General features: G+C 70.5%; 24 protein-coding genes. 15 read left to right on the top strand and 9 right to left on the bottom strand.

Annotation, left to right across the window (positions count from 1 at the left end):
- Window positions 1–1,020, top strand: coding sequence for a pyridoxal-phosphate dependent enzyme (locus tag ACFWN2_RS00315; protein ID WP_382423904.1), 1,020 nt, complete (start codon window positions 1–3; stop codon window positions 1,018–1,020).
- Window positions 1,017–2,138: an ArgE/DapE family deacylase gene (locus ACFWN2_RS00310; RefSeq protein ID WP_382423903.1), complete on the top strand. Its 1,122-nt coding sequence runs from the start codon at window positions 1,017–1,019 to the stop codon at window positions 2,136–2,138. The genes ACFWN2_RS00315 and ACFWN2_RS00310 overlap by 4 nt, the downstream gene beginning before the upstream one ends.
- Here ACFWN2_RS00310 and ACFWN2_RS00305 read toward each other — a convergent pair.
- Genes ACFWN2_RS00305 through ACFWN2_RS00290 form a run of 4 tightly spaced genes read right to left on the bottom strand, consistent with a single transcriptional unit; the run spans window position 2,119 to window position 5,754 of the window.
- A complete protein-coding gene (locus tag ACFWN2_RS00305; protein WP_382423902.1) occupies window positions 2,119–3,102 on the bottom strand; it encodes an acyltransferase family protein in 984 nt (327 codons plus the stop codon). The two genes, ACFWN2_RS00310 and ACFWN2_RS00305, sit on opposite strands and share 20 nt — an antisense overlap.
- On the bottom strand, window positions 3,099–4,052 hold the full coding sequence (locus ACFWN2_RS00300) for a D-alanine--D-alanine ligase (protein WP_382423901.1): 954 nt from the start codon (window positions 4,050–4,052) through the stop codon (window positions 3,099–3,101). Before ACFWN2_RS00300 ends, ACFWN2_RS00305 begins: the two co-directional genes overlap by 4 nt.
- Window positions 4,049–5,152 carry an alanine racemase gene (alr, locus tag ACFWN2_RS00295; protein WP_382423900.1) on the bottom strand — a complete coding sequence of 368 codons (1,104 nt, stop codon included), beginning with the start codon at window positions 5,150–5,152 and terminating at the stop codon, window positions 4,049–4,051. Before alr ends, ACFWN2_RS00300 begins: the two co-directional genes overlap by 4 nt.
- Complete coding sequence (locus tag ACFWN2_RS00290; RefSeq protein ID WP_382423899.1) at window positions 5,137–5,754, bottom strand: M15 family metallopeptidase; 618 nt, start codon at window positions 5,752–5,754, stop codon at window positions 5,137–5,139. Before ACFWN2_RS00290 ends, alr begins: the two co-directional genes overlap by 16 nt.
- A gap of 166 nt (window positions 5,755–5,920) precedes the next feature.
- Between ACFWN2_RS00290 and ACFWN2_RS00285 the strand changes: the two genes are divergently transcribed.
- On the top strand, window positions 5,921–6,772 hold the full coding sequence (locus tag ACFWN2_RS00285; protein WP_382423898.1) for an NAD(+)/NADH kinase: 852 nt from the start codon (window positions 5,921–5,923) through the stop codon (window positions 6,770–6,772).
- 59 nt (window positions 6,773–6,831) lie between these two features.
- Window positions 6,832–7,770 (top strand): alpha/beta fold hydrolase, encoded by a 939-nt coding sequence (locus ACFWN2_RS00280; protein WP_382423897.1) that lies wholly within the window; start codon window positions 6,832–6,834, stop codon window positions 7,768–7,770.
- On the opposite strand, the gene ACFWN2_RS00275 is transcribed toward ACFWN2_RS00280, so the two are convergent.
- Window positions 7,763–9,079, bottom strand: a complete 1,317-nt coding sequence (locus tag ACFWN2_RS00275; RefSeq protein ID WP_382425564.1) for an MFS transporter — start codon at window positions 9,077–9,079, stop codon at window positions 7,763–7,765. The two genes, ACFWN2_RS00280 and ACFWN2_RS00275, sit on opposite strands and share 8 nt — an antisense overlap.
- A gap of 154 nt (window positions 9,080–9,233) precedes the next feature.
- Here ACFWN2_RS00275 and ACFWN2_RS00270 point away from each other — a divergent pair, with 154 nt between their 5' ends.
- Window positions 9,234–9,884, top strand: coding sequence for a TetR/AcrR family transcriptional regulator (locus tag ACFWN2_RS00270; protein ID WP_382423896.1), 651 nt, complete (start codon window positions 9,234–9,236; stop codon window positions 9,882–9,884).
- Here the strand turns inward: ACFWN2_RS00270 and ACFWN2_RS00265 are convergent.
- Both ACFWN2_RS00265 and ACFWN2_RS00260 read right to left on the bottom strand, forming a co-directional pair.
- The gene (locus tag ACFWN2_RS00265; RefSeq protein ID WP_382423895.1) at window positions 9,874–10,653 is read right to left on the bottom strand and encodes a GNAT family N-acetyltransferase; all 780 of its coding nucleotides are present in this window, start codon (window positions 10,651–10,653) and stop codon (window positions 9,874–9,876) included. The two genes, ACFWN2_RS00270 and ACFWN2_RS00265, sit on opposite strands and share 11 nt — an antisense overlap.
- Before the next feature lie 10 nt (window positions 10,654–10,663).
- Entirely contained in the window at window positions 10,664–11,656 is a 993-nt protein-coding gene (locus ACFWN2_RS00260; protein ID WP_382423894.1) for a helix-turn-helix domain-containing protein, read from the bottom strand.
- Window positions 11,657–11,755: 99 nt separating this feature from the next.
- On the opposite strand from ACFWN2_RS00260, the gene ACFWN2_RS00255 reads away from it, so the two are divergent.
- Window positions 11,756–12,718, top strand: a complete 963-nt coding sequence (locus ACFWN2_RS00255) for an alpha/beta hydrolase (protein WP_382423893.1) — start codon at window positions 11,756–11,758, stop codon at window positions 12,716–12,718.
- Here ACFWN2_RS00255 and ACFWN2_RS00250 read toward each other — a convergent pair.
- On the bottom strand, window positions 12,702–14,744 hold the full coding sequence (locus ACFWN2_RS00250) for a cellulase family glycosylhydrolase (RefSeq protein WP_382423892.1): 2,043 nt from the start codon (window positions 14,742–14,744) through the stop codon (window positions 12,702–12,704). The genes ACFWN2_RS00255 and ACFWN2_RS00250 overlap by 17 nt on opposite strands.
- A gap of 180 nt (window positions 14,745–14,924) precedes the next feature.
- Here ACFWN2_RS00250 and ACFWN2_RS00245 point away from each other — a divergent pair, with 180 nt between their 5' ends.
- The 8 genes from ACFWN2_RS00245 to ACFWN2_RS00210 all read left to right on the top strand — a co-directional run bounded on the left by ACFWN2_RS00245 (window position 14,925) and on the right by ACFWN2_RS00210 (window position 25,068).
- Complete coding sequence (locus tag ACFWN2_RS00245) at window positions 14,925–17,576, top strand: glycoside hydrolase family 9 protein (RefSeq protein WP_382423891.1); 2,652 nt, start codon at window positions 14,925–14,927, stop codon at window positions 17,574–17,576.
- A 161-nt stretch (window positions 17,577–17,737) separates the two neighbouring features.
- Entirely contained in the window at window positions 17,738–18,760 is a 1,023-nt protein-coding gene (locus ACFWN2_RS00240; RefSeq protein ID WP_382423890.1) for a LacI family DNA-binding transcriptional regulator, read from the top strand.
- A 454-nt stretch (window positions 18,761–19,214) separates the two neighbouring features.
- Window positions 19,215–20,495 carry an extracellular solute-binding protein gene (locus ACFWN2_RS00235; RefSeq protein WP_382423889.1) on the top strand — a complete coding sequence of 427 codons (1,281 nt, stop codon included), beginning with the start codon at window positions 19,215–19,217 and terminating at the stop codon, window positions 20,493–20,495.
- A 20-nt stretch (window positions 20,496–20,515) separates the two neighbouring features.
- Window positions 20,516–21,454, top strand: coding sequence for a carbohydrate ABC transporter permease (locus tag ACFWN2_RS00230; protein WP_382423888.1), 939 nt, complete (start codon window positions 20,516–20,518; stop codon window positions 21,452–21,454).
- Window positions 21,451–22,266: a carbohydrate ABC transporter permease gene (locus ACFWN2_RS00225; protein WP_382423887.1), complete on the top strand. Its 816-nt coding sequence runs from the start codon at window positions 21,451–21,453 to the stop codon at window positions 22,264–22,266. Before ACFWN2_RS00230 ends, ACFWN2_RS00225 begins: the two co-directional genes overlap by 4 nt.
- 2 nt (window positions 22,267–22,268) lie before the next feature.
- On the top strand, window positions 22,269–23,645 hold the full coding sequence (locus ACFWN2_RS00220; protein WP_382423886.1) for a GH1 family beta-glucosidase: 1,377 nt from the start codon (window positions 22,269–22,271) through the stop codon (window positions 23,643–23,645).
- Window positions 23,642–24,664: a LacI family DNA-binding transcriptional regulator gene (locus tag ACFWN2_RS00215; protein WP_382423885.1), complete on the top strand. Its 1,023-nt coding sequence runs from the start codon at window positions 23,642–23,644 to the stop codon at window positions 24,662–24,664. The genes ACFWN2_RS00220 and ACFWN2_RS00215 overlap by 4 nt, the downstream gene beginning before the upstream one ends.
- Window positions 24,665–24,759: 95 nt before the next feature.
- On the top strand, window positions 24,760–25,068 hold the full coding sequence (locus ACFWN2_RS00210; protein WP_382423884.1) for a hypothetical protein: 309 nt from the start codon (window positions 24,760–24,762) through the stop codon (window positions 25,066–25,068).
- A 6-nt stretch (window positions 25,069–25,074) separates the two neighbouring features.
- On the opposite strand, the gene ACFWN2_RS00205 is transcribed toward ACFWN2_RS00210, so the two are convergent.
- A complete protein-coding gene (locus ACFWN2_RS00205; protein WP_382423883.1) occupies window positions 25,075–25,632 on the bottom strand; it encodes an NAD(P)H-dependent oxidoreductase in 558 nt (185 codons plus the stop codon).
- 86 nt (window positions 25,633–25,718) lie between these two features.
- Between ACFWN2_RS00205 and ACFWN2_RS00200 the strand changes: the two genes are divergently transcribed.
- Window positions 25,719–26,315: a TetR/AcrR family transcriptional regulator gene (locus ACFWN2_RS00200; protein WP_382423882.1), complete on the top strand. Its 597-nt coding sequence runs from the start codon at window positions 25,719–25,721 to the stop codon at window positions 26,313–26,315.
- The last annotated feature ends 59 nt before the right edge of the window (window positions 26,316–26,374 follow it).

The raw sequence follows: 26,374 nt of genomic DNA, 5'->3' as shown, positions 1-26,374 counted from the left end.
ATGCGCTGGACCGATGATCCGGACCACCGCAGGCTGTCTCCCATGACGTTCTCGCGGCCGCAGGCCCGCAGCTGGCGATGCCCGCCCGCGCCCACCGAGGTGCGGGACTTCCACTCCGGACTGCCCGGCTACGCGCCGACGCCGCTGACGGAGCTGCCGGCTTTCGCCGCCGAGCTCGGGATCGGCCGCCTGTTCGTCAAGGACGAATCCTCCCGGCTCGGCCTGCCCGCTTTCAAGGCTCTGGGCGCGTCCTGGGCCGTTCACCGCGTCCTCTTGCAGCGAACGGGCCCGGTCACGCTCACCACCGCGACCGACGGCAACCACGGCCGCGCGGTCGCCCGCATGGCCCGTCTGCACGGCCAACGTGCCCACGTCTTCGTGCCGAACACCGTGCCCGCCCCGGCGATCGAGGCCATCCACGCCGAGAACGCCCAGGTCACGGTGGTCGACGGCACTTACGACGACGCGGTCGCCGAAGCCGCGCGAGCTGACGGCGTGCTGGTGCAGGACATGGGGTGGCCGGGCTACGAGGAGGTCCCGGCCTGGATCGTCGAGGGCTACAGCACGCTCTGCCACGAGATCGACGAGCAGCTCGACGACGAACCCGATCTGGTGGTCGTCCCGGTCGGCGTCGGCTCGTTCGCCCAGGCCGTGATCACCCACTACCGCAGCCGTGAGTCCCGCACGAGACTCCTCGCCGTAGAACCCGACAGCGCCGCCTGCGTCCTCGCGAGCCTGAAGGCAGGCGAACTCACCACCGTCCCCACCGGCGACACGATCATGGCCGGGCTGAACTGCGGCACCCCGTCCGCCACCTCGTGGCCGTTCCTGTTCAACGGCCTGGACGCCGCCGTGGCGATCTCCGAGGACGAGTGCACCACAGCGATGAAGGACCTCCACGCCCTGAACGTCCACTCCGGACCGTGCGGTGCCGCACCTCTCGCAGGTCTGCGTGCCCTCCGCGCCGAACTCGGCGACATCGACACCGCAGTGCTCATCAGCACCGAAGGACGCCCGTGAACCCACGTGACCTGCTGGCCGGCCTGATCTCCATCGACTCGGTCAACCCCGACCTCGTCCCCGGCGGCAACGGCGAACGCGAGATCGTCGCCTTCTGCGCCGACTGGTTCCACGCCCGCGGCTTCGAGGTCCACCGCCTGGAGGAACGTCCCGGCAGACCGTCGCTCGTCGCCGTCAGGAAGGGCACCGGCGGCGGGAGGTCGTTGATGCTCAACGGTCACGTCGACACGGTCGGCCTCGCGGGCTACGACGGCGACCCGCTCGCACCCGAGGTCAGGGACGGCAGGATGTACGGCCGCGGCACGTTCGACATGAAGGGCGGCATCGCGGCGATGATGGTCGCCGCCGCCCGAGCCACCGAACGTCCGTTGCGAGGCGACGTCATCGTCGCGTGCGTGGCCGACGAGGAGCACGGCAGCTTCGGCACGGAGGAGGTTCTCGCTCACTTCACCGCCGACGCCGCCATCGTCACCGAGCCCAGCCACCTGGAGGTCACGCTGGCGCACAAGGGTTTCGTGTGGTTCGAGGTCGAGGTCGCGGGCAGGGCGGCCCACGGCTCCCGGCCCGAGCTCGGCATCGACGCCATCGCCAAGGCCGGCCACTTCCTGGTGGCGCTGGACCGGCTCGGCGCCGACCTCGCTGAAGGCCCGAAGCACCCCCTGCTCGGCACCGGCACGGTCCACGCGTCGCTGATCAGCGGCGGCGAGGAGGCCTCCACCTACCCGTCGGCGTGCCGGATCACCCTCGAACGCCGCACGGTCCCCGGCGAGTCCCCGCAGCAGACGGAGGACGAGCTGCGGACGATCCTCGACCACCTCACCGCGACGGTCCCGGACTTCCGCGCCACGCTGACGCGAGGCCTGGCCAGGGACCCTTTCGAGGCCGATCCGGACGCGGAGATCGTCCGCACGCTTGTCGACTGCCTCGGAGACCCCCCTGTGATCCGCGCCGAGCCGTTCTGGACCGACTGCGCCCTGCTCGACCGCGCGGGGATCCCGTGCCTGCTGTTCGGCGTCGACGGCGCGGGCGCCCACGCGGCCACCGAGTACGTCGACCTGGCGTCGCTCGACCGGCTCACGGACGTCCTGACCGGCACGATCAGGGAGTTCTGCCGCTGAGCACGCGGGACCGCATCACGGGCTCCTCGACGTAACGCCAGCTCAGCGCCGCCGCCACGATCGTGAGCACCGCCGCGATCGGCCCGGCGGCGGCGCCCAGCTCGGGCCGCAGCCACAGCGTCAGCGGGTAGTTCCACAGGTAGGCGCCGTAGGACAGGGTGCCCAGCGCCACCAGTGGCCGGATCGGCGTCGCGACCTGTTCCCACTTCGACCAGACCAGCAGCAGCACGGCGGTGCAGACCGCGATCGCCGGACCCGCGACGAGGTAGGTCAGCGCGTGGCCCCGCAGCGGGACGACCGAGAGCACGGTGAGCCCGGTCAGCGCGACCGGCACGGCCCAGCGCGGGGCGTTCGTCAGCTTGAGCCTGGTCGCGGCGCCGATCACGAAGCACACGAACCACGACGTCGGCAGCGCGTAGGCGTTGTCGGCGTTCGGCCACAGCCAGACCAGCGTCGCCGTGCAGGCCGCGAGCGCGCCCAGCGCGGTGACGACCAGGACCGCGCCGGTCCGGTCGCGCACCCACGCGAACGCGAGCAGGGCGGGCCACAGCAGGTAGAACTGCTCCTCGGTGGCGAGCGTCCAGCCGTGGAACGCCGCCGGGCTCACGCCGCCGATCGGCAGGTTGCCGGTGAACGTCACCAGGACGATCACCGTCCTGAGCAGCTTGTCGCGCTCCCCCAACGGGTCGAACACGAGCGTGACCACCGCGAACACCACCACGAGCGCTATCAGCGCCGGCAGCAGCCTGCGCGCCCGGCGCAGGTAGAACCGCTTGAAGTCGACGCGTCCGGTGTTGGTCAGCTCCCTCTGCAGGACGCCGGTGATCAGGTACCCGCTCAACGTGAAGAACACGACCACGCCGACCACGCCCGCACCGGGGAACACGTCGGGGAACGCGTGGCGCAGCATCACGAGGAGGATCGCGATGCCGCGCAACACGTCCAGTCCGGCGATGCGCTTCACCGCATCGCTCCGCGCACGAGCTTGTCCAGCAGGTCCGGATAGGACAGTCCGGCGGCCGCGAACATCTTGGGCACCTGCGACTCCGCCGTCATGCCCGGCATGGTGTTGACCTCGTTGAGCACGAACCCGTCGCGAGTCAGGAAGAAGTCGACCCGCGCGAGGCCACGGCAGCCGAGCGCCTCGTAGACGCGCAACGCCGAGTCCTCCAGCGCTTTCAGCTCGGTGCCGGCCAGCGGGGCCGGGATCACGAACCGGGCGCTGCCGTCGTACTTCACGGTGGTGTCGAAGAAGCCGGGCACCTGGATCTCCAGCGGGGGCCCGGTCCGCCGCCCCTCGTCCGGGTCGTCCAGCACGGCGACGTCGATCTCCCGCCCGGCCAGGACCTCCTCGACCAGCACCCGGTCGTCCAGCTCCAGCGCCCGGCGCACAGCGGGTTCGAGGTCCTCCTCGCGTTCGACGAGCGTCACCCCGAAGCTCGACCCCGCCGCCACCGGCTTCACCACGACGGGCCCGGTGAAGTCCACGGTGGACGGGTTCGTGACCAGCCTGCCCGCGGCCGTGCGAACCCCGACCGCCTCCGCGACGAGCTTGGTGGCCCACTTGTCCATCGCGAGCGCCCCGGCCCGCAGCGGTGAGCCCGCGTACGGCACGCCCGCCAGTTCGCACAGGCCCGCCAGCGTGCCGTCCTCCCCCAGCGGCCCGTGGACCAGCGGCAACACCACATCGCAGGTCGCGAGCACGTCGAGCGCGGCGGCGAGGCTGCCGGACGTCAGCGTGTCGAGCACCTGCCCGTCCGGCCCGTGCCACCGGCCGTCGCGGCCGATGGTGAGCGCCACCGCCTCGTACTTCGCCGGGTCGAGCGCCTGGCGCACCGACGCCGCCGACGCCACCGAGACGTCGTGCTCGCAGTTCTGGCCGCCGCCGATCACGGCGACGCGGATCCCCCTCATCGAACGCACCTGCGCACCCTCGCCCCGATCCCCGTCACGATCTCGTGCGGGATCGTTCCCGCCCACCGGGCCCAGTCCCCCACCGTCGGCTCGCCGTCGTCCCCCGGCCCGAACACCACCGCCTCCTCGCCCGCCACCACGACGTCATCACCGACGTCGACCACGACCTGGTCCATCGAGATCACCCCGGCGACCGGCCGGCGACGTCCGGCCAGCCACACCTCCGCGTGACCGGAAGCGTTGCGCGGCAGGCCGTCCGCATAGCCCACCGGCAGCAACGCCAACGTCGTCGCACGGTCGGTCACGTGCGCGTGCCCGTACCCGATCCCCGTCCCCGCGGCGACCCTGCGCACCTGCACCACCGGCGCCGTGAACCGCAACGCGGAACGCAGCCGGGTCGTCCCGGACGGGTCGATCCCCACCAGCCCGGCCCCGATCCGGACGACGTCCAGGTGGGTGCCGGGATCCGTCAGCGCGGCGCTCGTGGCCGCGAGGTGCCGCACCGAGGGCCGCAGACCGGCCTGGCGCGCCATCTCGACCCCTCGCCGCAGCGCCCGCTTGCCCGGCTCATTCGCTCCAAGCGTGTCCGCACATGGCAGATGTCCCATCACTCCGACGACCGAGACCCTCCCGGCCAGTTCCGCACGGCGTGCCGCCGACATCAGCGACAGCCACGACTCCGGCGCGGCCCCGTCCCGCGCCATTCCCGTGTCCAGCTGCAGGTGCACGCGCACCCGCCCGTGCAACGCGCCGAGGTGCTCCAGACTCGGCACGCTCAGGTCGATCCCGTACCGGACGGCCGTGCGCACGTCCACGTCGGCGGGGTTGAGCCAGCTGAGAACCGGAACGTCCACACCGGACTCCCGCACCCGCACGGCCTCCGCCAGCGACGTGACCCCGATCCACGAAGCCCCGTTCGCGACGGCCGTGCGCGCGACGTCCCCGAGCCCGTGCCCGAACCCGTCGGCCTTCACCACCGCCATCACCGCGCCACGGGCCCACGAGACGAACCGGCTCGTGTTGGCGGCCACCGCGGCGAGGTCGACCGACAGCTCCGGCGCCGCCGACACCTGCCGGACGCTCGTCACGAGCGCGCCCACGCAGGCACCTCCACCGGTCCGTAGACGGCGTGGTCGGCGCCCGTCAGCAACGCCCAGTAGCGGTCACCGTAGGACCAGTGCCACCACTCGGTCGGATAGTTGATCAGTCCGGCCGCCGCCAGCGCGTCGGCCAGCACCGTCCGGTTGCGGCGGGCCTCCTCGTCGACCGGCGCGCCGAAGAAGCACGCGCCGTCGCTCTCCTCGGGCGTCGCGTCGACCTCCGTGCCCATCCACAGGTCCGTCCCCGAAGCCGTGACCAGCGTCAGGTCCACGGCCGCGCCCGCGACGTGCGGCGCGACGGCCAGCGGCGCCACGAACCGGCTGGACAACCGGCCGAGCTCGACGGCGTCCGCGGCCGGGTGCAGCTCACGCAGTTCGGCCGTGTAGCGCTCGATGATCGCGTTCTGGTCGGCGACGCCGCGATGCCCCTCGATCACCCGCAGGTCCACACCGGACGGAAGCAGCGCCCGTGCCACGTCGAGCCGCCGCGCGAGCCCTTCCCGCACCCACACGCCAGGTGCGAAGTCCAGTGGCACCAAAGGATCTCCGTTGTCGAGCACGCGAACGGCGCGCACGACCGGATCGGCTAGCAGGATGGTCATGCAGCCAACCTAGGAACGTGCGTCCACTGCGGACTCCTCCTCACGGCCACGCCCGCACGCCGAACGGCCGGTTCAAGACCGTGAACATCAGCCGTTCGGACGAGGGGCGCACACGGAGGAGAAATTCGGCAGACTGGACCCGTGACCCGACTGAGGACGACCTGACGTGCACGCCGCCGGCCTGGTGCTGCACCCGCAACGCGACTCCGCCGCCGCCGTCGAGGCCGTCCTCGGCTGGGCGACCAACCGCGGTGTCGAGATCCTCGGCATCGCGGACGAGATCCAGCGCCTGCGCTGCGAGGCCACCCCGGTCACCGCGGAGGAGCTGGGCCGCCGCGCCGACCTGGTCGTGAGCCTCGGCGGCGACGGCACGATGCTGCGCGCCATGCGCCTGGCCGACGGCGAGAAGGCTCCCGTCCTGGGCGTCAACCTGGGCAGGCTCGGCTTCCTGGCCGAGGTCGACGTCCCGGACCTGCCCGCCGCCCTGAGCGCGATCGACGCCCACGACTTCACCGTCGAACCCCGCCTCGCCGTCGACGCCGAGTTCCACGACCAGAAGGTCACCGCGTTCAACGACATCGCCGTGGTCCGCATCCCCGGCGAGGGCGGCGCACGGGTCGCCGTCCGCGTGGCGGGCCAGCCGTTCGTCAGCTACGCCGCCGACGCCGTCATCGTCGCCACCCCGACCGGCTCCACCGCGTACAGCTTCTCGGCGGGCGGCCCGATCACCAGCCCGTCCGTCGAAGCACTGCTGGTCACCCCCGCCGCCCCGCACTCCGCCTACAGCCGGGGCGTCGTCCTCTCGGTCAACGACCACGTCGAGCTGGACCTGCTCCCGTCCAGCGGCCGCCTGGCCGTCGAGGTGGACGGCCAGGTCGCGGGCTACGTCGAACCGGGCCAGCGGGTGTCGCTGCGCGGACGCGCCGCCGCAGCCCGCGTGGTGCGGCTCGGGATGACGACGTTCTACCAGCGGGCACGGCGCAAACTGCGGCTCACGGACTCCGCCGAGCTGGGTTGACGCAGGTCGGTCCCTCTGTTCGGATGTCCGCTCCGAACAGAGGCTGGGGGCCGATGGACATGGAACTCAACAGACGCAGCGTGTTCGCACTGGGTGCGGGCGCCGCACTCGCCGCAGGCACGGGAACCGCTCACGCCGGGCCGGCACCGGAGCCGAACCTCGCGGGCTTCCAGCACAACTACACGCAGGTCAACGGCGTGCGCCTGCACTACGTCACCGGCGGTCGCGGCGAACCGCTCGTGCTGCTGCCGGGCTGGCCGGAGACCTGGTGGACGTTCCACAAGATCATGCCCGCGCTCGCGACGAAGTTCCGCGTCATCGCCGTCGACCTGCGCGGACAGGGCTCGTCGGAGAAGCCGCAGGGCGGGTTCGACAAGAGGACGATGGCGACCGACGTCCGGGAGCTGGTGCGCAGGCTCGGGTACGGCAAGGTCAACGTGGTCGGGCACGACATCGGCGCCATGACGGCGTTCTCGTTCGCGGCGAACTTCCCCGAGGCCACCGCCAAGGCGGCGTTCCTGGACGTGCTGCACCCCGACGAGAGCTTCTACCAGCTCCCGCTGCTGCCCCCGCCCGGCGGCTTCACGCCGTGGTGGTTCGCGTTCAACCAGGTCCGGCAACTTCCGGAGCAGTTGCTCGCCGTCCGGTTCCGGCACCTGCTCGACTGGCTGTTCGCGAACACCGCGTTCACGCCGGCCGCCATCGACGAGCGGACGCGGCAGATCTACGCGCGGGCCTACAACTCTCCAGAGGCCATCCGCGCGGGCAACGGCTGGTACCAGGCGTTCCACCAGGACATCGCGGACGGCAAGACCTACGCGAAGCTCACGCCGCCGGTGCTGGGGCTCGCTTCGGTGCTGTCCTACGACCAGTTCACGGGCGCGTTGCCGACCGTCGCGAACCAGTACGAGGTCGTGCGGGTCGACGGGTCCGGCCACTGGCTCACGGAGGAGCAGCCGGACGTCGTCGCCCGCGAGATCACCCGCTTCTTCAGCTGACCGGCCGCACCTGGTGCGCGGGGATGAACGTCGCGACCACGACTGCCAGCAGCGCGGTCGCGGCGCCCAGCCCCATGATCAGCTGGAAGCTGAACGGCGCGCCCACCTGCGTCAGCACCACGCCGGCCACCGCGCTCGACACCGACGTGCCGATCGCGCGCATCAACGCGTTGAGGCTGTTGGCCGCGGCCGTCTCCGACGCCGGCACGGCGGCCATGATCAGGGCGGGCATCGCGCCGTAACCCAGGCCGATGCCCGCGCCGATCACGGCCGAGACGACGACGAGCTGCCAGATCGACGACAGCATGAAAACCCCTGCGCCGTAACCGAAAGCGACGATCAGAGCGCCCAGGATCAGGGTGACGCGCGGGCCTCTGGCGTTCGAGATGCGGGCGGAGATCGGCGCCGTCGCCATCATGACCAGGCCGGACGGCACCAGCACCAGGCCCGTGACGAGCAGCGACTGCCCGAGGCCGTGGCCAGTGGACGCCGGCAGCTGCAGGACCTGCGGCAGCACGAGCGACTGCGCGAAGAGGGCGAAGGCGAACGACACCGACGCGATGTTCGTCAGCAGCACCTGGCGGCGGGCCGTGGTGCGCAGGTCGACCAACGGCTGGGGCGACCTCAGCTCCCACCAGCCCCACAGCCCGAGCACGGCGGCCGCCACCACGAACAGGCCCGTCACGGTGCCGCCGCTCCACTCCGACGCCTTCGACACGCCGAGCAGGAGGCTGATCAGCGCGACCGAGAGACCCAGTGCTCCCAGCACGTCGAACCGGCCTCCGCTGCGCACCGGCGACTCCGGCACCCAGACCAGCACCGCGATCACGGCCAGGACACCCGCTCCGGCCGACGTCCAGAACAGCATGTGCCAGTCGCTCTGCTCGACCAGCAACGCCGCCGCGGGCAGGCCGAGCGCGCCGCCGACGCCGAGTGAGGCGCTCATCAACGCGGTCGCGCCGGCCAGCCGTTCCCTGGGGAGTTCGTCGCGCATGATGCTGATGCCGAGCGGGATGACGCCGACCGCCATGCCCTGCACCACGCGTCCCACGATGAGCGGCACCAGCGAGTAGCTCAGCGCTCCGATCACCGAGCCCACGACCACCATCGCCAGGCTGACCAGCAGCATGCGGCGCTTGCCGTACATGTCGCCGAGCCGGCCGATGACGGGTGTCGCGACGGCGCTGGCCAGCAGCGTCGCGGTGATCACCCAGGTCGTGTCGCCGGGCGACGAGCCCAGGAGCTGCGGGAACCTCGGCAGGAGCGGGATGACGAGGGTCTGCATCAGCGAGACGACGATGCCGCCCATCGCCAGCACGGCCACGACGACGTTCGGGCGCGTCACCGGACGCGTTTCTTCGAGGAGCACGACACGAGTCTAAGTCAGTCACTTGACTTAATCTGGAGCGGCCGGATGATGTCCGTGATGTCCGGAGCTGCTCCCGGTGGAAGATGGTGGCGTGATGAGCAAGGTCGACAACCCGTCCCGGGCGGAACGGGCCCACGCCACCCGCGAGCTGATCCTGACCGCGGCGGAGCGCCTGTTCGCCGAGCACGGGGTCCTGGCCGTGTCGAACCGCCAGGTCAGCGAGGCCGCCGGGCAGGGCAACAACACGGCCGTCGGCTACCACTTCGGCACCAAGGCCGACCTCGTGCGGGCCGTCGCGCGCAAGCACCTCGCGCAGGTCGAGGAGATCCGGCAGCGGATGGTCTCCGACCTCGGTCCCGACCCCGACCTGCGCGACTGGCTCACCTGCCTCGTCCGCCCGGTGATCGAGCACCTGGACGCGGTCGGCAGCCCGACGTGGTTCGCGCGGTTCGGCGCGCAGGTCATGACCGACCCGACGCTGCGGCCGATCATCATCGAGGAGACGCGCTCGTCCCCGTCGCAGGTCCGGATCCTGGCCGGTCTGAACGCGTGCCTGACCGACCTGCCCGACGACGTGCGGGCCGAACGCCACGACATGGCCCGGCAGCTGCTCGTGCACATGATCGCCGAACGCGAGCGCGCCCTCGCCGAGAACACGCGGACCCCGCGCGCGAGCTGGCACGACGCCGCCACCGGGCTGGTCGACGCCCTCGTCGGGCTGTGGCAGGCGCCGGTCAGCCCTTGAGCGCGTAGAACCGGATCGGCGAGCTCGGCTCAAACCCGATCCGGCGGTAGACCGGCGCTCCGGCGACGGTCGCGTGCAGCGTGGCGCGGGTGATTCCGGTCGCCCGCCACCCCTCGTACACCGCCTTGCGCGTCACGGCCTCGCCGTAGCCGTGGCGCTCCCACGCGGGATCGGTCGCGACCAGCACCACGAACAACCGCCCGGCCGTCTCGACGGTCGCCGCGCACGTCACCGGCACGCCGTCGCGGAGCCCGAGGTACGCGCGCACCTCGCTCTTCCACAACGCCGACCCGCCGATACCGTCGCGTCCGGCGCCCTGCTCGAACGCGTACGCGCGGGAGTTGAGGTCGGCGTACGCCAGCAGTTGCTCGTCCGTCGTGACCCGTTCGAACGTCAGCTCGGGGTGCGACGGCTCCGCAATCGCCAGCAGGTCACCCGCCATCCCAGTGCCGGGGAACGCGAACTCCAGCCCCGCACGGGCCGCCAGCGCGTCGAGGTCCACGCCCTGCACCAGACCCTCGAACACCCACAGGAACCCGAACCGCTCCTTCGCGCGCATGACCTCGGCCGCCTCGGCGAACCGCTGCGCGAGCAGGTCGGCGTCGGTCTCGGTCAGCGTGACGCAGTTCCAGAACGGGAACCCGCAGTCGGCCCACCTCACCGCGATGCCGGGCAGGTCGCGCACGTCGGCGTCCGGGTCCCGGTCCAGCACCATCGCGCGCCAGCCGACGGCGAGCTGTTCCACGGACTCGGCAGTCAAGTCGATCATGCAAAACACCCTAGTCGGCGGCGTTCTCCCGCAGCCGCCGCAGCATCAGCGCCAGGTGCAGCCGCAACCGGCCGTGCGCCTCGTCCAGCCCGAACCCCAGCACCGACTCGGCGCGCGCGAGACGGGCCGTCATCGTGCTGTGGTGGCGGTGCAGCACCGTCGCGGCCTTGCGCAGCGAACCGGTGGCGCACACCGCGTCCAGCATCGTGATCATGCCCGGCTCCGCCGCCAGCCGGTCGAGCGCGCCGACGTCGGGCAACGCCGTGACGTCCGCGGGCGTGAGCCGCTCGGCGAGCAGTCCGAGGCTGCCGAGCCTGTCCCACCACACGACCGGCTCACCGTCCGATGTGTACCGCAGCGCCGTTCGCGCGCCCTGCCACGACTTCGCCGCGTCCATCGCGGGCAGCAGCGGTCCGACGCCGAGCCGTCCGCCGGTCTCCGGCACGTCGGTGCTCAGCACCGCCCGCACGTTGCCCAGCACCACCGAGCGGCCGGGCACCTCCCCGGTCGTGGCCAGCACGCGCAACGACGCCGTGGCGGCGATGCCGAGCAGGTGCAGGGCACGCGAACGTTCCGCCGTGCCAACGCTTTCCGAGAGGACGAGCTCGATGAGCGCGGGATCGCCCAGCTCCGGCAACGGCACGCTGGAGTGTTCCAGCAGCACGGCGGCGGCGATCGCGAACCGTTCGAGCAGCATGTCGTCGAGCGGAACGGCCGTGCCCTGCCGCGCGACCCAGACCTCCACGCCGCCTTCCAGCGCGCGCACCGAGGCCCGCGCGGGCACGGAACCGGCCGTGACGGCACCACCGGCGTCGGCGCGCAGCGAGAGGCCCTGGCCGGGCGCGTGCAGGCCGACCGGGCAGCCGGCGAGCTCGGACGTGCTGCGCACCAACGTGTCGAGGCTCGCGCGCTCGGTGATCAGGCGATCGAAGAACCCGATCACCCTCACCGCGCTCTCGGCGTCGGCGTCCAGCCCGGACAGCCTCAGCAGCAAACCTCTCATTTTGACACCATAGCCCCCGACAGGTGGCTGGTCCGAGACTCGGATCACCCGCCACGTGTCGGCTGCCCGCAGCGCCGTTCCGAGCCGAGGATCAACGACATGAGCTACGACATCGATCCCGAGGTCCTGCCCTGGCTCGACATGCTGCCGCAGTTCGACATGACCAGCAACGAGGCCGTGACGTTCGCGCGCTCCCAGCAGTCCGAGCTGGCCCACCTCATGCCGACCTACGAGCCCGTCAACCAGATCGACGTCCGCGACGAGACGGTCCCCGGCCCGTCCGGCGCCCCCGACGTCCGCGTGCGCGTCTACCGCCGCGCCGGTACCGAGAACCCCGTGCCCGGCCTGGTGTACATCCACGGCGGCGGGTTCATCGTGGGCAGCGTCGACATGTTCGACGCGCACGCGCTGAAGATCATCGACGAGCTCGACGTCGTCATCGTGTCGGTGGACTACCGGCTGGCGCCCGAGCACCCGTTCCCGGCACCGGTCGAGGACTGCTACGCGGCCCTGGTGTGGACGGCGGCCAAGGCGGACGAGCTGGGCATCGACCCCGCCCGCCTCGGCGTGGGCGGGGAGAGCGCAGGCGGTGGGCTCGCCGCCGGCACCGTGCTCCTGGCGCGCGACCGCGGCGGCCCCGCGCTCTCCTTCCAGTACCTCGGCATCCCCGAACTGGACGACCGCCTCGACACCGACTCGATGCGGGACTACGTCGACACCCCGCTGTGGAACCGCCCCAACGCGATCTACAGCTGGACCGCCTACCTGGGCACCGAACCGGGTGGCGACGACGTCTCGCCGTACGCCGCGCCCGCCCGCGCCACCGACCTGGCCGGGCTTCCGCCCGCCTTCGTGACGGTCTGCCAGTACGACCCGTTGCGCGACGAGGGCATGGAGTACGCGCGACGTCTGGCGCACGCGGGCGTGGCGACCGAACTGCGCCTCTACCCCGCGACCTTCCACGGCACGGCGCTGGTCGAGAGCGCGGCGATCACGCGCCGGATGTTCTCCGACGAGATCGACGCGCTCCGCCGCGGCCTCAAGGTCACGGAGTCCCCGTGACCGAACTTCCCGACCTCGTGACGTAGTAGGTGACGGTGGCGCCGCTCCAGTAGTGGAGCGTCAGCGTCACCCGCGCGTTGTCGTTGACCTCGGCGAAGAACTCCGGGGTCAGCGTCGTCGCGCCGGTGCTGTAGTTCGGCGCGAACGTCCGGTCGAACTCCTTGAAGGACGTCCAGTTGTGCGGGCCCGCGTTCGACCCGTCCGCGTACTTCGCCTCCATCGTGGCGAGCAGATCGCCGCGGAACGTGGTCGGGATCGAGAACGAGCTCGTCGTGCCGGTAGCAGCCGTCAGCACGGGTACGTCGTGAGTGACGAGGTTGACCCGCCAGGGCACGCCCGCGGAGAAGTGCGCTGTCAGCACGGAGTTCGTGCCGTAGTTGCGTGATCCGCTCAGCCTGGTCATCGCCGAGGCGGTCAGGGTGAGCTGGTCACCGGACACCGTGTAGTCCGTGCCGCGCACCAGTTCCGTCGTGCCCTGGCGCAGGCCGCTGAACGTGGTTCCGTTGGTGTTCAACGTGATCGTCTTGGCGGCGATCGCGCTCGACCGGGCGCTGAACACCTGGTCGGTCGACGCCGTGCCGGAACGGGTGGTCCAGCTCGACCTGATCTGCGCGGCCAGTTCGGGATCGCTCCACTGGAAGGACGTGCGGCCGAGGTGCTGGCCGTTGTCCCACAGCATCGTGGTGATCTTCTTGGTGCGCGCGTAGTAGCCGAGGTGCTCGAAGAACTTCAGCTTCTCGCCCTGCTCGATCGTGCCGGTGTGCCGGTCGAACCCGAGCAGTCCGTACTCGCCGAGGATCACCGGCACGCCCTGCGCGATGAATGTGTTGTACACGCGGTCAAACGAGTCCGTCAGGTCCTTCTGCGCCGTGGCGTCGTACCGCGTGCCGCCGGCCACGTTCACGCTGAACGGCCAGTAGCCGTAGTAGTGGACGGTCGCGATGAGGTTGGGGTCGTTGAACCCGCGGATCGACGTCGCCAGCTCGTCGAGCCGGGCCTGGTCGGACGACGTGTGCAGGGTGGGCAGGACGAGGAGCCTGCTGGCGTTGTTGCCGCCGGAGCGCCGCACGATGTCGCGGAACGACGAGTTCAGCTCGTGAAGCAGCTGGGCGTTCTGCGCGTCACCCGAGCTGCCGGTGAACTGCGGCTCGTTGATGCTCTCGAACACGAGCTTGCCCGGTGAGTCCTTGAAGGCGGCCGAGAGCTGCGTCCAGATCGCGTTGTACCGGGTGAGCACGCCGGTCCTGTTCGACGGCATGGCGGAGATCCACTGCCACGAGTCGTGGTGGATGTTGATCATCACCTGGAAGCCGTCCGCGAGCGCCCAGCCGACGACCTCCTTGACGCGGTTGAGGTACGCGGCCTCGATGACGTTGTCCGAGCCCTGGTGCTGCCCCCACGTCACGGGGATGCGGATGCTCTTGAAGCCCTGCGCCTTCACGTTGTCCAGCAAGGCCTCCGTGACGCGCGGGTTGCCCCACGACGTCTCGTCGCTGCCGGTCGAGTCCAGCGTGTTGCCGAGGTTCCAGCCCGGCTGCATCGCCGCGACCTGCGCCATCGCGTCGCCCGGCACCGGGTTTCCCGTCGTGGTGGTGGTCGTCGTCGGGGACGGACCGGGCTCGCCGGTGCACGTGACACCGTTGAGGGCGAACGACTGCGGCGCCGTGTTGGTGCCGGACCAGCTGCCGTTGAAGCCGAACGAGACCTTGGCGTTCGGTTCGATCACCGCGTTGTAGCCGACGTTCACGGCCGTGGCCTGGGCGCCCGACGAGGTGACGGTGGCGTTCCACGCCTGGGTCACCTGCTGCCCGGACGGCCACGTCCAAGTCAGCCGCCAGCCGTCGACGCGCTCCCCCAGGTTCGTCACGGACACGTTCGCCGTGAAGCCGTTCTGCCACTGGCTCGGCACCGCGTAGTCGACCTTGCAGCCCGGCGCCGCGGCGGCGGGGGCCACGATCGCAAGGCCGACGCTCGCCGCCACCGAGACGAAAGCCGCCGCCAGTGCGGCGACACGCCTTCCGGTCATGACACACCTCCAGAATCTGGGAGCGTTCCCAGACTTCGGGACTGTAATGAGCGGCCAAGAAGGCGGACAGACGTGCCGTCGATTCGACGTCGAACGCGAAAACGCCTCTGTCGCACCGGATTCATGACCGTTACAGTCCCGGCCTGGGAGCGCTCCCAGATTCCGTCTTTGGAGGCTGACGTGCACAGTCGCAGGTCGAGCGCCGTGGCAGCCGTCCTCGCCGTGGCGCTGGCGGGGATCACCGGGTCCTTCGCGTCACCGTCGGCGGCGGCGCCCGCGTTCAACTACGGCGAGGCGCTGCAGAAGTCGGTCTGGTTCTACGACGCGCAGCGGTCGGGTCAGCTGCCGGCGGGCAACCGCGTGAGCTGGCGCGCGGACTCGGCCCTGCGCGACGGTTCCGACGCCGGGCTCGACCTGTCCGGCGGCTTCTACGACGCCGGTGACCACGTCAAGTTCGGGCTGCCGTTCGCGTTCAGCGTGTCGATGCTCGCCTGGGGAGCCGTGGAGAACCGGGCCGCCTACGCGAGCTCCGGGCAGCTCCCGCACCTGCTGGCGAACCTGAGGCACGGCACCGACTGGATCATCAAGGCGCACCCGTCGCCGAACGTCGTCTACGGGCAGGTCGGCGCGGGCAACCCCGACCACGCCTGGTGGGGGTCGCCCGAGGTCATGACGATGGCGCGCCCGTCGTACAAAGTGGACAGTTCGTGTCCCGGCTCCGACCTCGCGGGCGAGTACGCGGCGGCGATGGCGTCGGCATCGATGGTCTTCAAGAGCACGGACCCGACCTACTCGGCCACCCTGCTCACGCACGCCAGGCAGCTCTACTCGTTCGCCGACACCTACCGCGGCAAGTACAGCTCGTGCATCACGGACGCCGCGAACTTCTACAACTCGTGGAGCGGCTACCAGGACGAACTGGTGTGGGGCGCGATCTGGCTGCACCGCGCGACCGGGGACGCGAGCTACCTGACCAAGGCCAGGACGGAGTACCAGAAGCTCGGCACCGAACCGCAGAGCTCCGAACGCTCCTACAAGTGGACCATCGCGTGGGACGACAAGTCTTATGGCGCCTACGTTCTGATGGCTCAGCTGACCGGTGAGCAGACGTACATCAGCGACGCGAACCGCTGGCTCGACTTCTGGACCACGGGCTACAACGGCAACCGGGTGCGCTACTCCCCCGGCGGCCAGGCGGTATTGGACAGCTGGGGATCGCTGCGGTACGCCGCCAACACCGCGTTCGCCGCCCTCACGTACTCGGACTGGCTGTCCACCCGCGACAGCACCCGCGCGCGGACCTACCACGACTTCGGCGTCCGGCAGATCAACTACGCCCTCGGCGACAACCCGCGCAACGCGAGCTACGTCGTCGGTTTCGGCACCAACCCGCCGCGCAACCCGCACCACCGCGGCGCGCACGGTTCGTGGGCCGACAGCATCCAGGAACCGGCCGTCAGCCGGCACGTGCTGTACGGCGCGCTGGTCGGCGGCCCGAGCACCAACAACGACGCGTACACCGACAGCCGCAGCGACTACGTGATGAACGAGGTCGCGCTCGACTACAACGCGGGCTTCACCGGCGCCCTCGCCCGCCTGTACGGCGAGTTCGGCGGCACCCCGCTCACCTCGTTCCCGGTGGCGGAGACCCCGGACGGCCCCGAACTGACCGTGCAGGCGTCGGTGAACCAGAGCGCCGCCCAGTTCACCGAGATCAAGGCATTCGTGCTCAACAAGAGCGCCTGGCCCGCGCGGACGTTCAACGGCTCGCTGCGCTACTACTTCACCCTCGACGGCTCGACCACGCCGAGCCAGATCACCGTCACCACGAACTACAACCAGTGCGGCACCCCGAGCGCGCCCGTCCAGCACAGCGGTTCGGTGTACTACGTGGACGTCCCGTGTCCCGGCGTGGCTCCCGCCGGGCAGTCCGCGTACCGCAAGGAGGTCCAGTTCCGGATCACCAGCACCGGCACGTGGGACCCGTCCAACGACTGGTCGCACGCCGGACTCGGCAGCGGGAACACCGTCGCCCAAACCGACCGGATCGTGCTGCGCCAGGACGGCAGGACCGTGTGGGGCAACGAACCCGGCGGCGGCGTGCCGGACAGCGAGGCGCCGTCGGTCCCGAGTGGACTGACCGCGTCGGGCGCAACCAGCACCAGCGTGACGCTGAACTGGACGGGGTCGACGGACAACGTCGGGGTCGCCGGGTACGACGTGCTCAGCAGCACTACCGTCACGGGCTCGACCTCGGCGACCGGCTTCACGGTCACCGGCCTCACCCCGGACACGCCGTACTCGTTCTCGGTGCGCGCCCGGGACGCGGCGGGCAACACCTCGGCGGCCAGCACGCCGGTCTCCGCGCGCACGCTGCCCGGTGTCGCGAGCACGCTTGCGGTGCAGCACAGGGGATCCGGTGCGGCGACGTCCAACCAGATCGGTGCCACGCTCCAGCTGACGAACCGCGGCACGACACCCGTCAGCCTCACCGGCACGACGATCCGCTACTGGTTCACGGGTGACGCGCCGTCGCCGAGCTACCAGGTGTGGTGCGACTGGGCGCAGATCGGCTGCGCCACCGTCCAGGTGCGCGTCGTCAAGCTCGCGACCGCACGTCCGGGAGCCGACGCGTACGTCGAGGTGGCGTTCACGTCCGGCAGCCTCGCGGCGGGGGCGAGCACGGGCGAGATCCAGGTGAGGACAGCGAAGTCCGATTGGTCCGCTTTCAACCAGGCCGACGACCACAGCTACCGAGTGAGCGCTCTCACGGACTTCGACCGGGTGACCGCCCACACCGGCGGCACGCTCGTGTGGGGCGCAGAGCCCTGACAGACCTCGGGGCGGGACGTTCTGCGCGGCACAGGCGTCCCGCCCCGACCCCCAGCCGCGTTCCCGGCACAGCGGCGTGCCGGGAACGCGCTCCCACGATGTGACACGCGGGCGTTTCGTCACATTCGAATTGATGTTCGCGGACTCCTACGATGAGCGCCATGACGGAGATCGACCGGCAACGACGGCCCGGCCCGCGGATCGAGGAGGTCGCGCGGCTCGCCGGGGTGTCCAAGTCGACGGTCTCCAGGGTGATCAACGGCGAGCAGTACGTGAGCGCCAAGGCCCGCGACGCCGTGCACGACGCGATCACGCACCTCAGGTACAGCCCGAACCAGGCGGCGCGCTCCCTCGCGGGCAGCAAGGCCAACGCCATCGCGCTGATCGTGTCCGAACAGGGCAGCCGAGTCCTCGGCGACCCGTTCTTCGCGGGCGTGATGCGCGGCGTCCACGCCGAACTGACCGGGCGGCGCATCCAGCTGCTGCTCATGCTCAGCCGGCCGGAGGACCACGAGGACCTCCTCGCGTACCTGGCGGGCGGCCACGTGGACGGCGCGCTGCTGGTGAGCCTGCACGGCGACGACCCGTTGCCGCACCTGCTCCAGGAGATCGGCCTGCCCGTGGTGGTCGGCGGCCGCCCCCTCGCCGCGGGCACCGTCCCGTTCGTGGACTCGGACAACTTCACGGGTGGCCTGGACGCCGTGCGGCACCTGGTGTCCCTGGGCCGCACGAGGATCGCGACCGTGGCGGGCCCGCGCGACATGGCGGCGGGCCTCGACCGGCTCAGCGGCTGGCGGCGCGGTCTCGGCGAGGCGCGGCTGTCCGCGGACCTCGTGGTGGAGGCCGACTTCACGCCGGAGAGCGGCGCCAGTGCGATGGAGGACCTGCTGCGCCGCGCCCCCGACCTCGACGCCGTGTTCGTGGCGGCCGACATCATCGCGCTGGGCGTGCTGCAGGTGCTGCACGCCCGCGGGTTGCGCGTGCCGGAGGACGTGGCGGTGGTCGGCTTCGACGACTCACTGCTCGCCTCGACCGCGACTCCGCCGCTCACGACCGTGCGGCAGGACGTCGAGCAGCTGGGGCGGACGATGACGTGGCGGCTGCTGGGCGAGCTGGCGGGCGACTCCGGGTTGCCGCCCTCGCTGCTGCTGCCGACCTCGTTGGTGCGGCGGGCGAGCGCCTGACGGAGGCGCCACCGGGGAACGGGTGGCGCGACGGGAGCGGAGGGCGGTAGCGCGGCCGGGTTCGGTGGGCCTGCGGGGCGGCAACCCACGAGCAGATCGGATTCGGGGCGCCCGTGGCGAAGGCCGTTGCCCGGAACCACCGGCACGGCGAATCACGCACCGCCAGGCCCCTCCCACAGCGGCCACGCCCCCTCCCCCGCTCTCACCCCTCGCTGACGCTTTCCGTGCCGATCTCAGCACGCACTGTTAACCCATCGGTCACATCTCCGGGAGCGCTCCCAGGTTTCCCAACTGTGACCTGAGCCATGAACAGCCAGGTCACCAGGTCGAGAGCGCCGGAAAACGCCTGGTGCGGCCCGAAGTGTGTCTTGACACACGTTCGAAGCCGGGACGACACTCCTCCCCGTCTGGGAGCGCTCCCAGAACCCGCCGCCGAGACCAGAGGAGTTCTCCCGTGCGACACCGTTGGATCAGCGTGCTGATCTGTGCCGCCGTGTCCGCCGCCGCCACCACTGCGTGCGGGTCAGGCGGGGCCAGTCAGTCCGCGGATGGAAAGACCGAGCTCACGATCGCGACGTTCAACGAGTTCGGGTACGAGGAGCTGTTCAAGGAGTACGAGGCAGCCCACCCGGACGTCAAGATCACGCAGCGCAAGACCGGCCAGGGCCAGCCGCACCACCAGAACCTGTTCACCAAGCTCGGTGCGGGCTCCGGTCTCGCGGACATCGAGGGGGTCGAAGAGGGCTACCTCAGCCAGTTCATGTCGAAGGCCGGGCAGTTCAACGATCTCAAGGAGATCGGCCCGAAGGTCGAGGACGACCGCTGGCTGGCGTGGAAGACGCAGGCGATCACCACCAAGGACGGCAAGCTCATGGGCTACGGGACCGACATCGGCCCGCTCGCCATGTGCTACCGCAAGGACCTGTTCGACAAGGCCGGCCTGCCGTCCGACCCCGAGGGCGTCAAGGCGCTCTTCGCCTCGTGGGACAGCTACTTCGCGGCCGGTGACCAGTTCATCGCCAAGGTTCCCGGTGTCGCGTGGTTCGACAGCGCCGCGCAGGTCTACAACGCCATGCACAACCAGCTGGAGACCGGCTACTACGACAAGTCCGACAAGCTGGTCGTCGACTCCAACGCCGCGATCAAGGCCAACTGGAACACGGTGACGGCGGCTGTCGCGAAGGGACAGTCGGCGCGGCTCGGCGCGTTCAGCAACGAGTGGAACACCGGCTTCAAGCTCGGCAAGTTCGCCACCAAGACCTGCCCGTCGTGGATGCTCGGCGTGGTGGAGTCGCAGGCGGGTCCCGAGAACAAGGGTCTCTGGGCGGTCACCGACGCGTTCCCGAACGGTGGCGGCAACTGGGGCGGCTCGTACCTGACCGTGCCGAAGCAGAGCAAGAACGCGAAGAAGGCCGCCGAGCTCGCCGCCTGGCTGACCGCGCCGGAGCAGCAGATCAAGGCGTTCAAGGCCAAGGGCACGTTCCCGAGCCAGGTCAAGGCCCTCGACGCGCCCGAACTGCTGGAGCAGACGAACGCCTACTTCGGCGACGTCAAGGCCGGCGCGCTGTTCGCCACCCAGGCCAAGAAGATCAAGGCCGCGCAGTACAAGGGTCCGGCCGACGGCCAGATCCAGGAGACGGTCTTCAGCCCGGCGCTGCTGTCCGTCGAGCAGGGCAAGACCTCCGACGAAGCGTGGAAGGCGGCCGTCGAAGGCGCTCAGAAGGCGGCCAAGTAGTGACCGCCACTCTCTCCAAGGTGGACCGCGGGCGAGCGCAGGAGGCTCGCCCGCGGCCTCCGCGGCGGTACCGGCTGTCCAACTTGGACGCCAAGGTGTCGCCCTACCTGTTCGTCGCTCCCTTCTTCGTGCTCTTCATCGCCGTCGGGCTGTTCCCGTTGCTCTACACGGCCTACGTCTCCCTGTTCGACTGGGAGGTCGGCGCCGACGAGCCGCTGTTCATCGGCCTGGAGAACTACAGCACGCTGTTCCAGGACGACCAGTTCTGGAACGCGCTGTTCAACACCTTCAGCATCTTCCTGCTGTCGAGCGCACCGCAGATCGTCGTCGCGGTGCTGATCGCGGCACTGCTGAACGCGAACCTGCGGGCCCGCACCGGGTGGCGGATGGGCGTGCTGCTCCCCTACGTGGCGAGCCTCGTGGCGTTGACGATCATCTTCGGCAACCTCTTCGGGCCGCAGTACGGCCTGGTGAACGACGTGCTCGGGCTGGTCGGCATCGACCCGATCGACTGGCAGGCCAGCACGTTCGGCAGCCACGTCGCCATCGCGTCGATGGTCAACTGGCGGTGGACGGGCTACAACGCGCTGATCGTGCTCGCCGCGATGCAGGCGATCCCGAAGGACGTCTACGAGGCCGCGCTGGTGGACGGCGCGAGCGCGCTGCGGCGGTTCTTCAGCATCACGCTCCCGTTGCTGAAGCCGACGCTGATCTTCGTGGTCGTCACGTCGACCATCGGCGGTCTGCAGATCTTCACCGAGCCGAAGCTGTTCGAGCCCTCCGGCGGCAGCGGCGGCGGCGCGGAGCACCAGTACCAGACCGTCGTGCTCTACCTGTACCAGTCGGCGTTCCAGGGCCTCGACCTCGGCTACGCCTCCGCCATCGCGTGGGTGCTGTTCATGGTCGTCATCGCCGTCGCCGGCCTCAACTTCTTCCTCACCAGGAGGGCCGTCAAATGATGAAGCGACCGTCCTTCGCGATCTACGGGATCCTCGGCGCGTTCGTGCTCGGCTCCGCCTTCCCGTTCTACTGGTCGTTCCTGGTCGCGAGCCGCGACAACTCGGTGCTGACCGGCGACTTCACGCTGATCCCCGGCGGGAACTTCTGGACGAACGCCGTGCGCGTGTTCGACACGGTCCCGTTCTGGAAGGCGCTGGGCAACAGCTTCCTGGTGTCCGGCACCGTGACGTTCTCGGTGGTGCTGCTGTCGACGCTGGCCGGGTTCGCCTTCGCCAAGCTCCGGTTCCGCGGCCGCGGCGTGCTGTTCCTGTTCGTGGTGGCAACGTTGGCAGTGCCGACCCAGCTCGGCATCATCCCGCTGTACATGGCGATGGCCGAGTTCGGCTGGGCCGGTGAGCTCGAAGCCGTGATCGTGCCGAACCTCGTGACCGCGTTCGGCGTGTTCTGGATGCGCCAGTACCTCCTCGACGCCATCCCCGACGAGCTCGTCGAGGCGGCGCGGATGGACGGCTGCAGCCTGTGGCGCGCGTTCTGGCACGTCGCCCTGCCCGCCGCCCGCCCGGCTGCCGCGATGCTGGGCGTGTTCACGTTCATGCAGTCCTGGAACGACTTCCTGTGGCCGCTGGTGGTCCTCAACGCCGACAACCCGACGCTGCAGGTCGCCCTGGAGAAGCTGCAGAGCGGCTACTACGTCGACTACTCGCTCGTCCTCGCCGGGACCACGCTCGCCACGGTTCCGGTCCTCATCGTTTTCCTCGTGCTCGGGCGGCAGATCGTCGCCGGTGTGATGCAGGGCGCCGTCAAGGGGTGAAAATGGAGAACATTGTTTTCCCGCAGGGTTTTCTGTGGGGAGCCGCGACCGCCGCGTTCCAGGTGGAGGGGGCGACCGAAGTGGACGGTCGCACCGACTCCATCTGGGACGAGTTCTGCCGGCAACCCGGCAAGGTGGTGGGCGGCGACTGCGGTGAACCCGCCGCCGACCACTACCGGCGCTTCGAGCAGGACGTCGCCATGATGGCGGACCTGGGGATCAAGGCCTACCGGTTCTCGATCGCCTGGCCGCGCGTGCGGCCGGACGGCGGCAAGGTCAACCAGGCCGGTCTCGACTTCTACCAGCGCCTGATCGACTCGCTGCTGGCGCACGACATCGTGCCGTGGCCGACCCTCTACCACTGGGACCTCCCGCAGAAGCTGGAGGAGGCGGGCGGCTGGGCGAACCGCGACACGGCGTTCCGGTTCGCCGACTACGCGGCCGCCACCGTCGAGGCGCTCGGTGACCGGGTCGGCACCTGGACGACGCTGAACGAGCCGTGGTGCTCGGCGTTCCTCGGCTACGCGGCGGGAATCCACGCCCCCGGCCGCACGGAACCGGCCGCCGCCGCGGCGGCCGTGCACCACCTGCTGCTCGGACACGGGCTGGCGAACGACACCATCCGCGCCGCCCAGCCGGACGCCAAGGTGGGCATCACGCTCAACATGTACCCGATCATCCCGGTCGACCCGGCGAACCCGGCCGACCTCGACGTCGCGCGCAGGCTCGACGGGCTGCAGCAGCGGATCTTCCTGGACCCGTTGCTGCGCGGCGAGTACCCGGCCGACGTCCTCGCGGACCTGGAGCCGCTGGGATTCGGCGAGCACGTCCACGACGGTGATCTCAAGATCATCTCCGGACCGATGGACATGCTCGGCGTCAACTACTACACCGAGCACTACGTCAGCTCGACGCCGAACGGCGAGGCCGGGCCGTCACCGTGGATCGGTGTCCAGCACGCCTCGTTCCCGCCCCGCGACGCCCCCGTCACCGACATGGGCTGGGAGGTCAGGCCGGACGGGCTCACGACCGTGCTGACGCGGGTGCACAACGACTACCCGCGGCTTCCGCTCTACATCACGGAGAACGGGGCGGCGTTCCGCGACGACTTCTCGGGCACCGGTGCGATCGACGACGTCGACCGCACCGGCTTCATCGCCTCCCACCTGCGCGCCGCCCACGCGGCGATCGAGGCGGGAGTGGACCTGCGCGGCTACTTCTGCTGGTCGTTGCTGGACAACTTCGAGTGGGCAGAGGGGTACGCGAAGCGGTTCGGCATCGTCCACGTCGACTACGACACGCAGATCCGCACGCCGAAGATGAGTGCGAGGTGGTTCAGCAGGGTGGCTCGCGACAACGCGCTGGTCGCCGTCTCATGACGGAAGGCAGGAGTCGCCGCCCCGGCCCGCGCATCGAGGAGGTCGCGCGCGTGGCCGGGGTGTCGAAGTCCACCGTCTCCAGGGTGATCAACGGCGAGAAGTACGTGAGCGAGCGGTCGCGCCAGGCGGTGCACCGCGCCATCGCCATGCTCGGGTACAGCCCGAACCACGCCGCGAGAACCCTGGCGGGCAGCAAGGCGAACGCGATCGCGCTGGTGATCTCCGAGCAGGGCAGCCGGGTCCTCGCCGACCCGTTCTTCGCCGGAGTGCTGCGCGGGGTGCACGCCGAGCTCGCCGGACGGCACGTCCAGCTCCTGCTGATGATGAACCAGCCGCTCGACGGTGAGGACCAGGTCGCCTACCTCACCGGCGGGCACGTCGACGGGGCGCTCGTCGTGAGCCTGCACGGCGAGGACCCGTTGCCGAGAACGCTGCACGAGACGGGGCTGCCCACGGTGGTGGGCGGCCGTCCGCTCGTGGGCGGCACCGTCCCGTTCGTCGACGCGGACAACTTCAACGGCGCGCTGGGCGCCGTTCGATTCCTGATATCGCTGGGCCGCGAGAAGATCGCCACGATCGCCGGGCCGCACGACATGGCCGTCGGCATGGACCGCCTGAGCGGCTGGCGGTGCGGGCTCGCGGAGCACGGCATGCCCGTGGAACTCGTCGCGCACGCCACCGACTTCACGCCGGAGAGCGGCGCGCTCGCCATGGAGGAGCTGCTGCGCCGCGCCCCCGACCTCGACGCGGTCTTCGTCGCCGCGGACATCATGGCGCTGGGCGCGTTGCGGGTGCTGCAGACCCGCGGCTACCGGATCCCGGACGACGTGGCGGTGGTGGGGTTCGACGACTCGGTGCTCGCCTCGACGGCCGTCCCTCCACTCACGACGGTGCGGCAGGACGTGGAGGGCTTCGGGCGCACCATGACGTGGCGGCTGCTCGCCGAACTGGCGGGCGAGGAGAAGCTGCCGCAGTCGATGCTGCTGCCGACCTCGCTGGTGCGCAGGGCCAGCGCCTGATCCATTCGCAGCGGAAACAATCGCCCGAAACCCTGAACCAGCGCCCCGACCAGGCCGTATTACGACGTACGAGCGAAGTCGAGCGGGGGTTGCGGATGCAGGCGGGCCGATTCTTCGACGAGTCACCGGGCGGTCCGGAGCTGCCGGAGACCGCGGTGCTGCGCGTGTTGTGGATGACCGCGCAGGGAATGGTGTGGCCGTGGCTGCTGCAGAGCATGTGCCGCCGCGACGCCATCAAGCACGCGCTCAAGGAGGAGCTGATCTGGGCGCCCGTCGGCGACCACCTCGGTTACCACATCACCGACGAGGGCCGGCGCCGCATCATGGCCTGGTACCAGGACAACCGCCCCGGTACCGGCCCTGACGACAACGCGGACGACTGGCGCGCCGTCACGATGCGCTGAGGTGCGTCAGACGGTGGCGGTCGCCTTCGCGGCGAGGCCCTCGATCACGCCGGTCAGCTTCTCGGTGACCTCGGCGTCGTCCACCGGGTGCAGCTCGGCGAAGCGGACCACGGAGCTGGGGATCGACAGCGTCAGGTCCTCGGCGGGCACGCCACCGGCGATCCGGACGGCCTTGCGGGCCTCGTCCTGCGCCCACACGCCGCCGTACTGGCCGAACGCGGTGCCGACGACGGCGACCGGCTTGCCGGACAGGGCACCCGCGCCGTAGGGGCGCGACAGCCAGTCGATGGCGTTCTTCAGCACGGCGGGGATGGTGCCGTTGTACTCGGGCGACACGAGGAGCAGCGCGTCGGCCTCGGCGGCGGCCTCGCGCAGCTTCACGGCCTCGGCGGGAACGGTGCCCTCGTGGTCGATGTCCTCGTTGTAGAACGGGATGGCGCCCAGGCCGTCGTACACGCCGAGCTCGACGTGCTCGGGCGCGATCTGGACCGCGGCCTCGGCGAGCCTGCGGTTGTGCGAACCGGACCGGAGGCTGCCGACGAGCGTGAGGATCCGAACGGCCATGACGTGACTCCCAGATGCAGACTGTGGTTGAACGACTACAGCCTAAACGGGATGCGGCCCGTTTATCTTCCGTCTAGGCTGTGGAGGTGATCGACGGCACATCCCTGCCCCTCGCCGGCCCGCAGTCGCACCTGCGGGCGGACGCCGTGCGCAACCGCGCCCTGCTGCTGGAGGCGGCCGCCCGGCTGGCGGACGAACGGGGTGCCGCGGCGATCACGATGGAGACGGTGGCGGCGGAGGCAGGCGTCGGCAAGGGCACGGTGTCGCGGCGCTTCGGCGACCGCAACGGGCTGCTGCAGGCGTTGCTCGACCGCTCGGAGGTCCTGTTCCAGGAGGCGTTCCTGAGCGGGCCGCCGCCGCTCGGACCCGGCGCCGACGCGGCGGCGCGACTCAGGGCGTTCGGACCGGCCCTGCTGCGCCACGAGCACGCCCACCGCGACCTCTACCTCGCGGCCGAGCCGACGCCCGAACGCCGGTTCACCGTGCCGGCCAGGCGGTTGCGCCACCGGCACGTCGCCCTGCTCCTGCGCACCGCGCTCCCGGACGCCGACGCGGAACTGCTCGCCCACACGCTCCTCGCGTCGGTGGACGTCGTTCTGGTCGACCACTTCCTGCGGCCCGGCGCGTCGCTGGAGCGACTCGAAGCCGGCTGGCACGACCTGCTCGACCGCCTCCTGGGCTGAGGATCGAGTCGAAATCGACAGTCGAACGGAATCGGTCGCCCGCCAAGGGTTGTAGCCGT

This window comes from Lentzea sp. NPDC058436 (assembly GCF_042721515.1).
Classification (GTDB): domain Bacteria; phylum Actinomycetota; class Actinomycetes; order Mycobacteriales; family Pseudonocardiaceae; genus Lentzea.
Note: the sequence above shows the minus strand (reverse complement) of the source record. Positions and strands in the feature narration are given on the sequence as shown.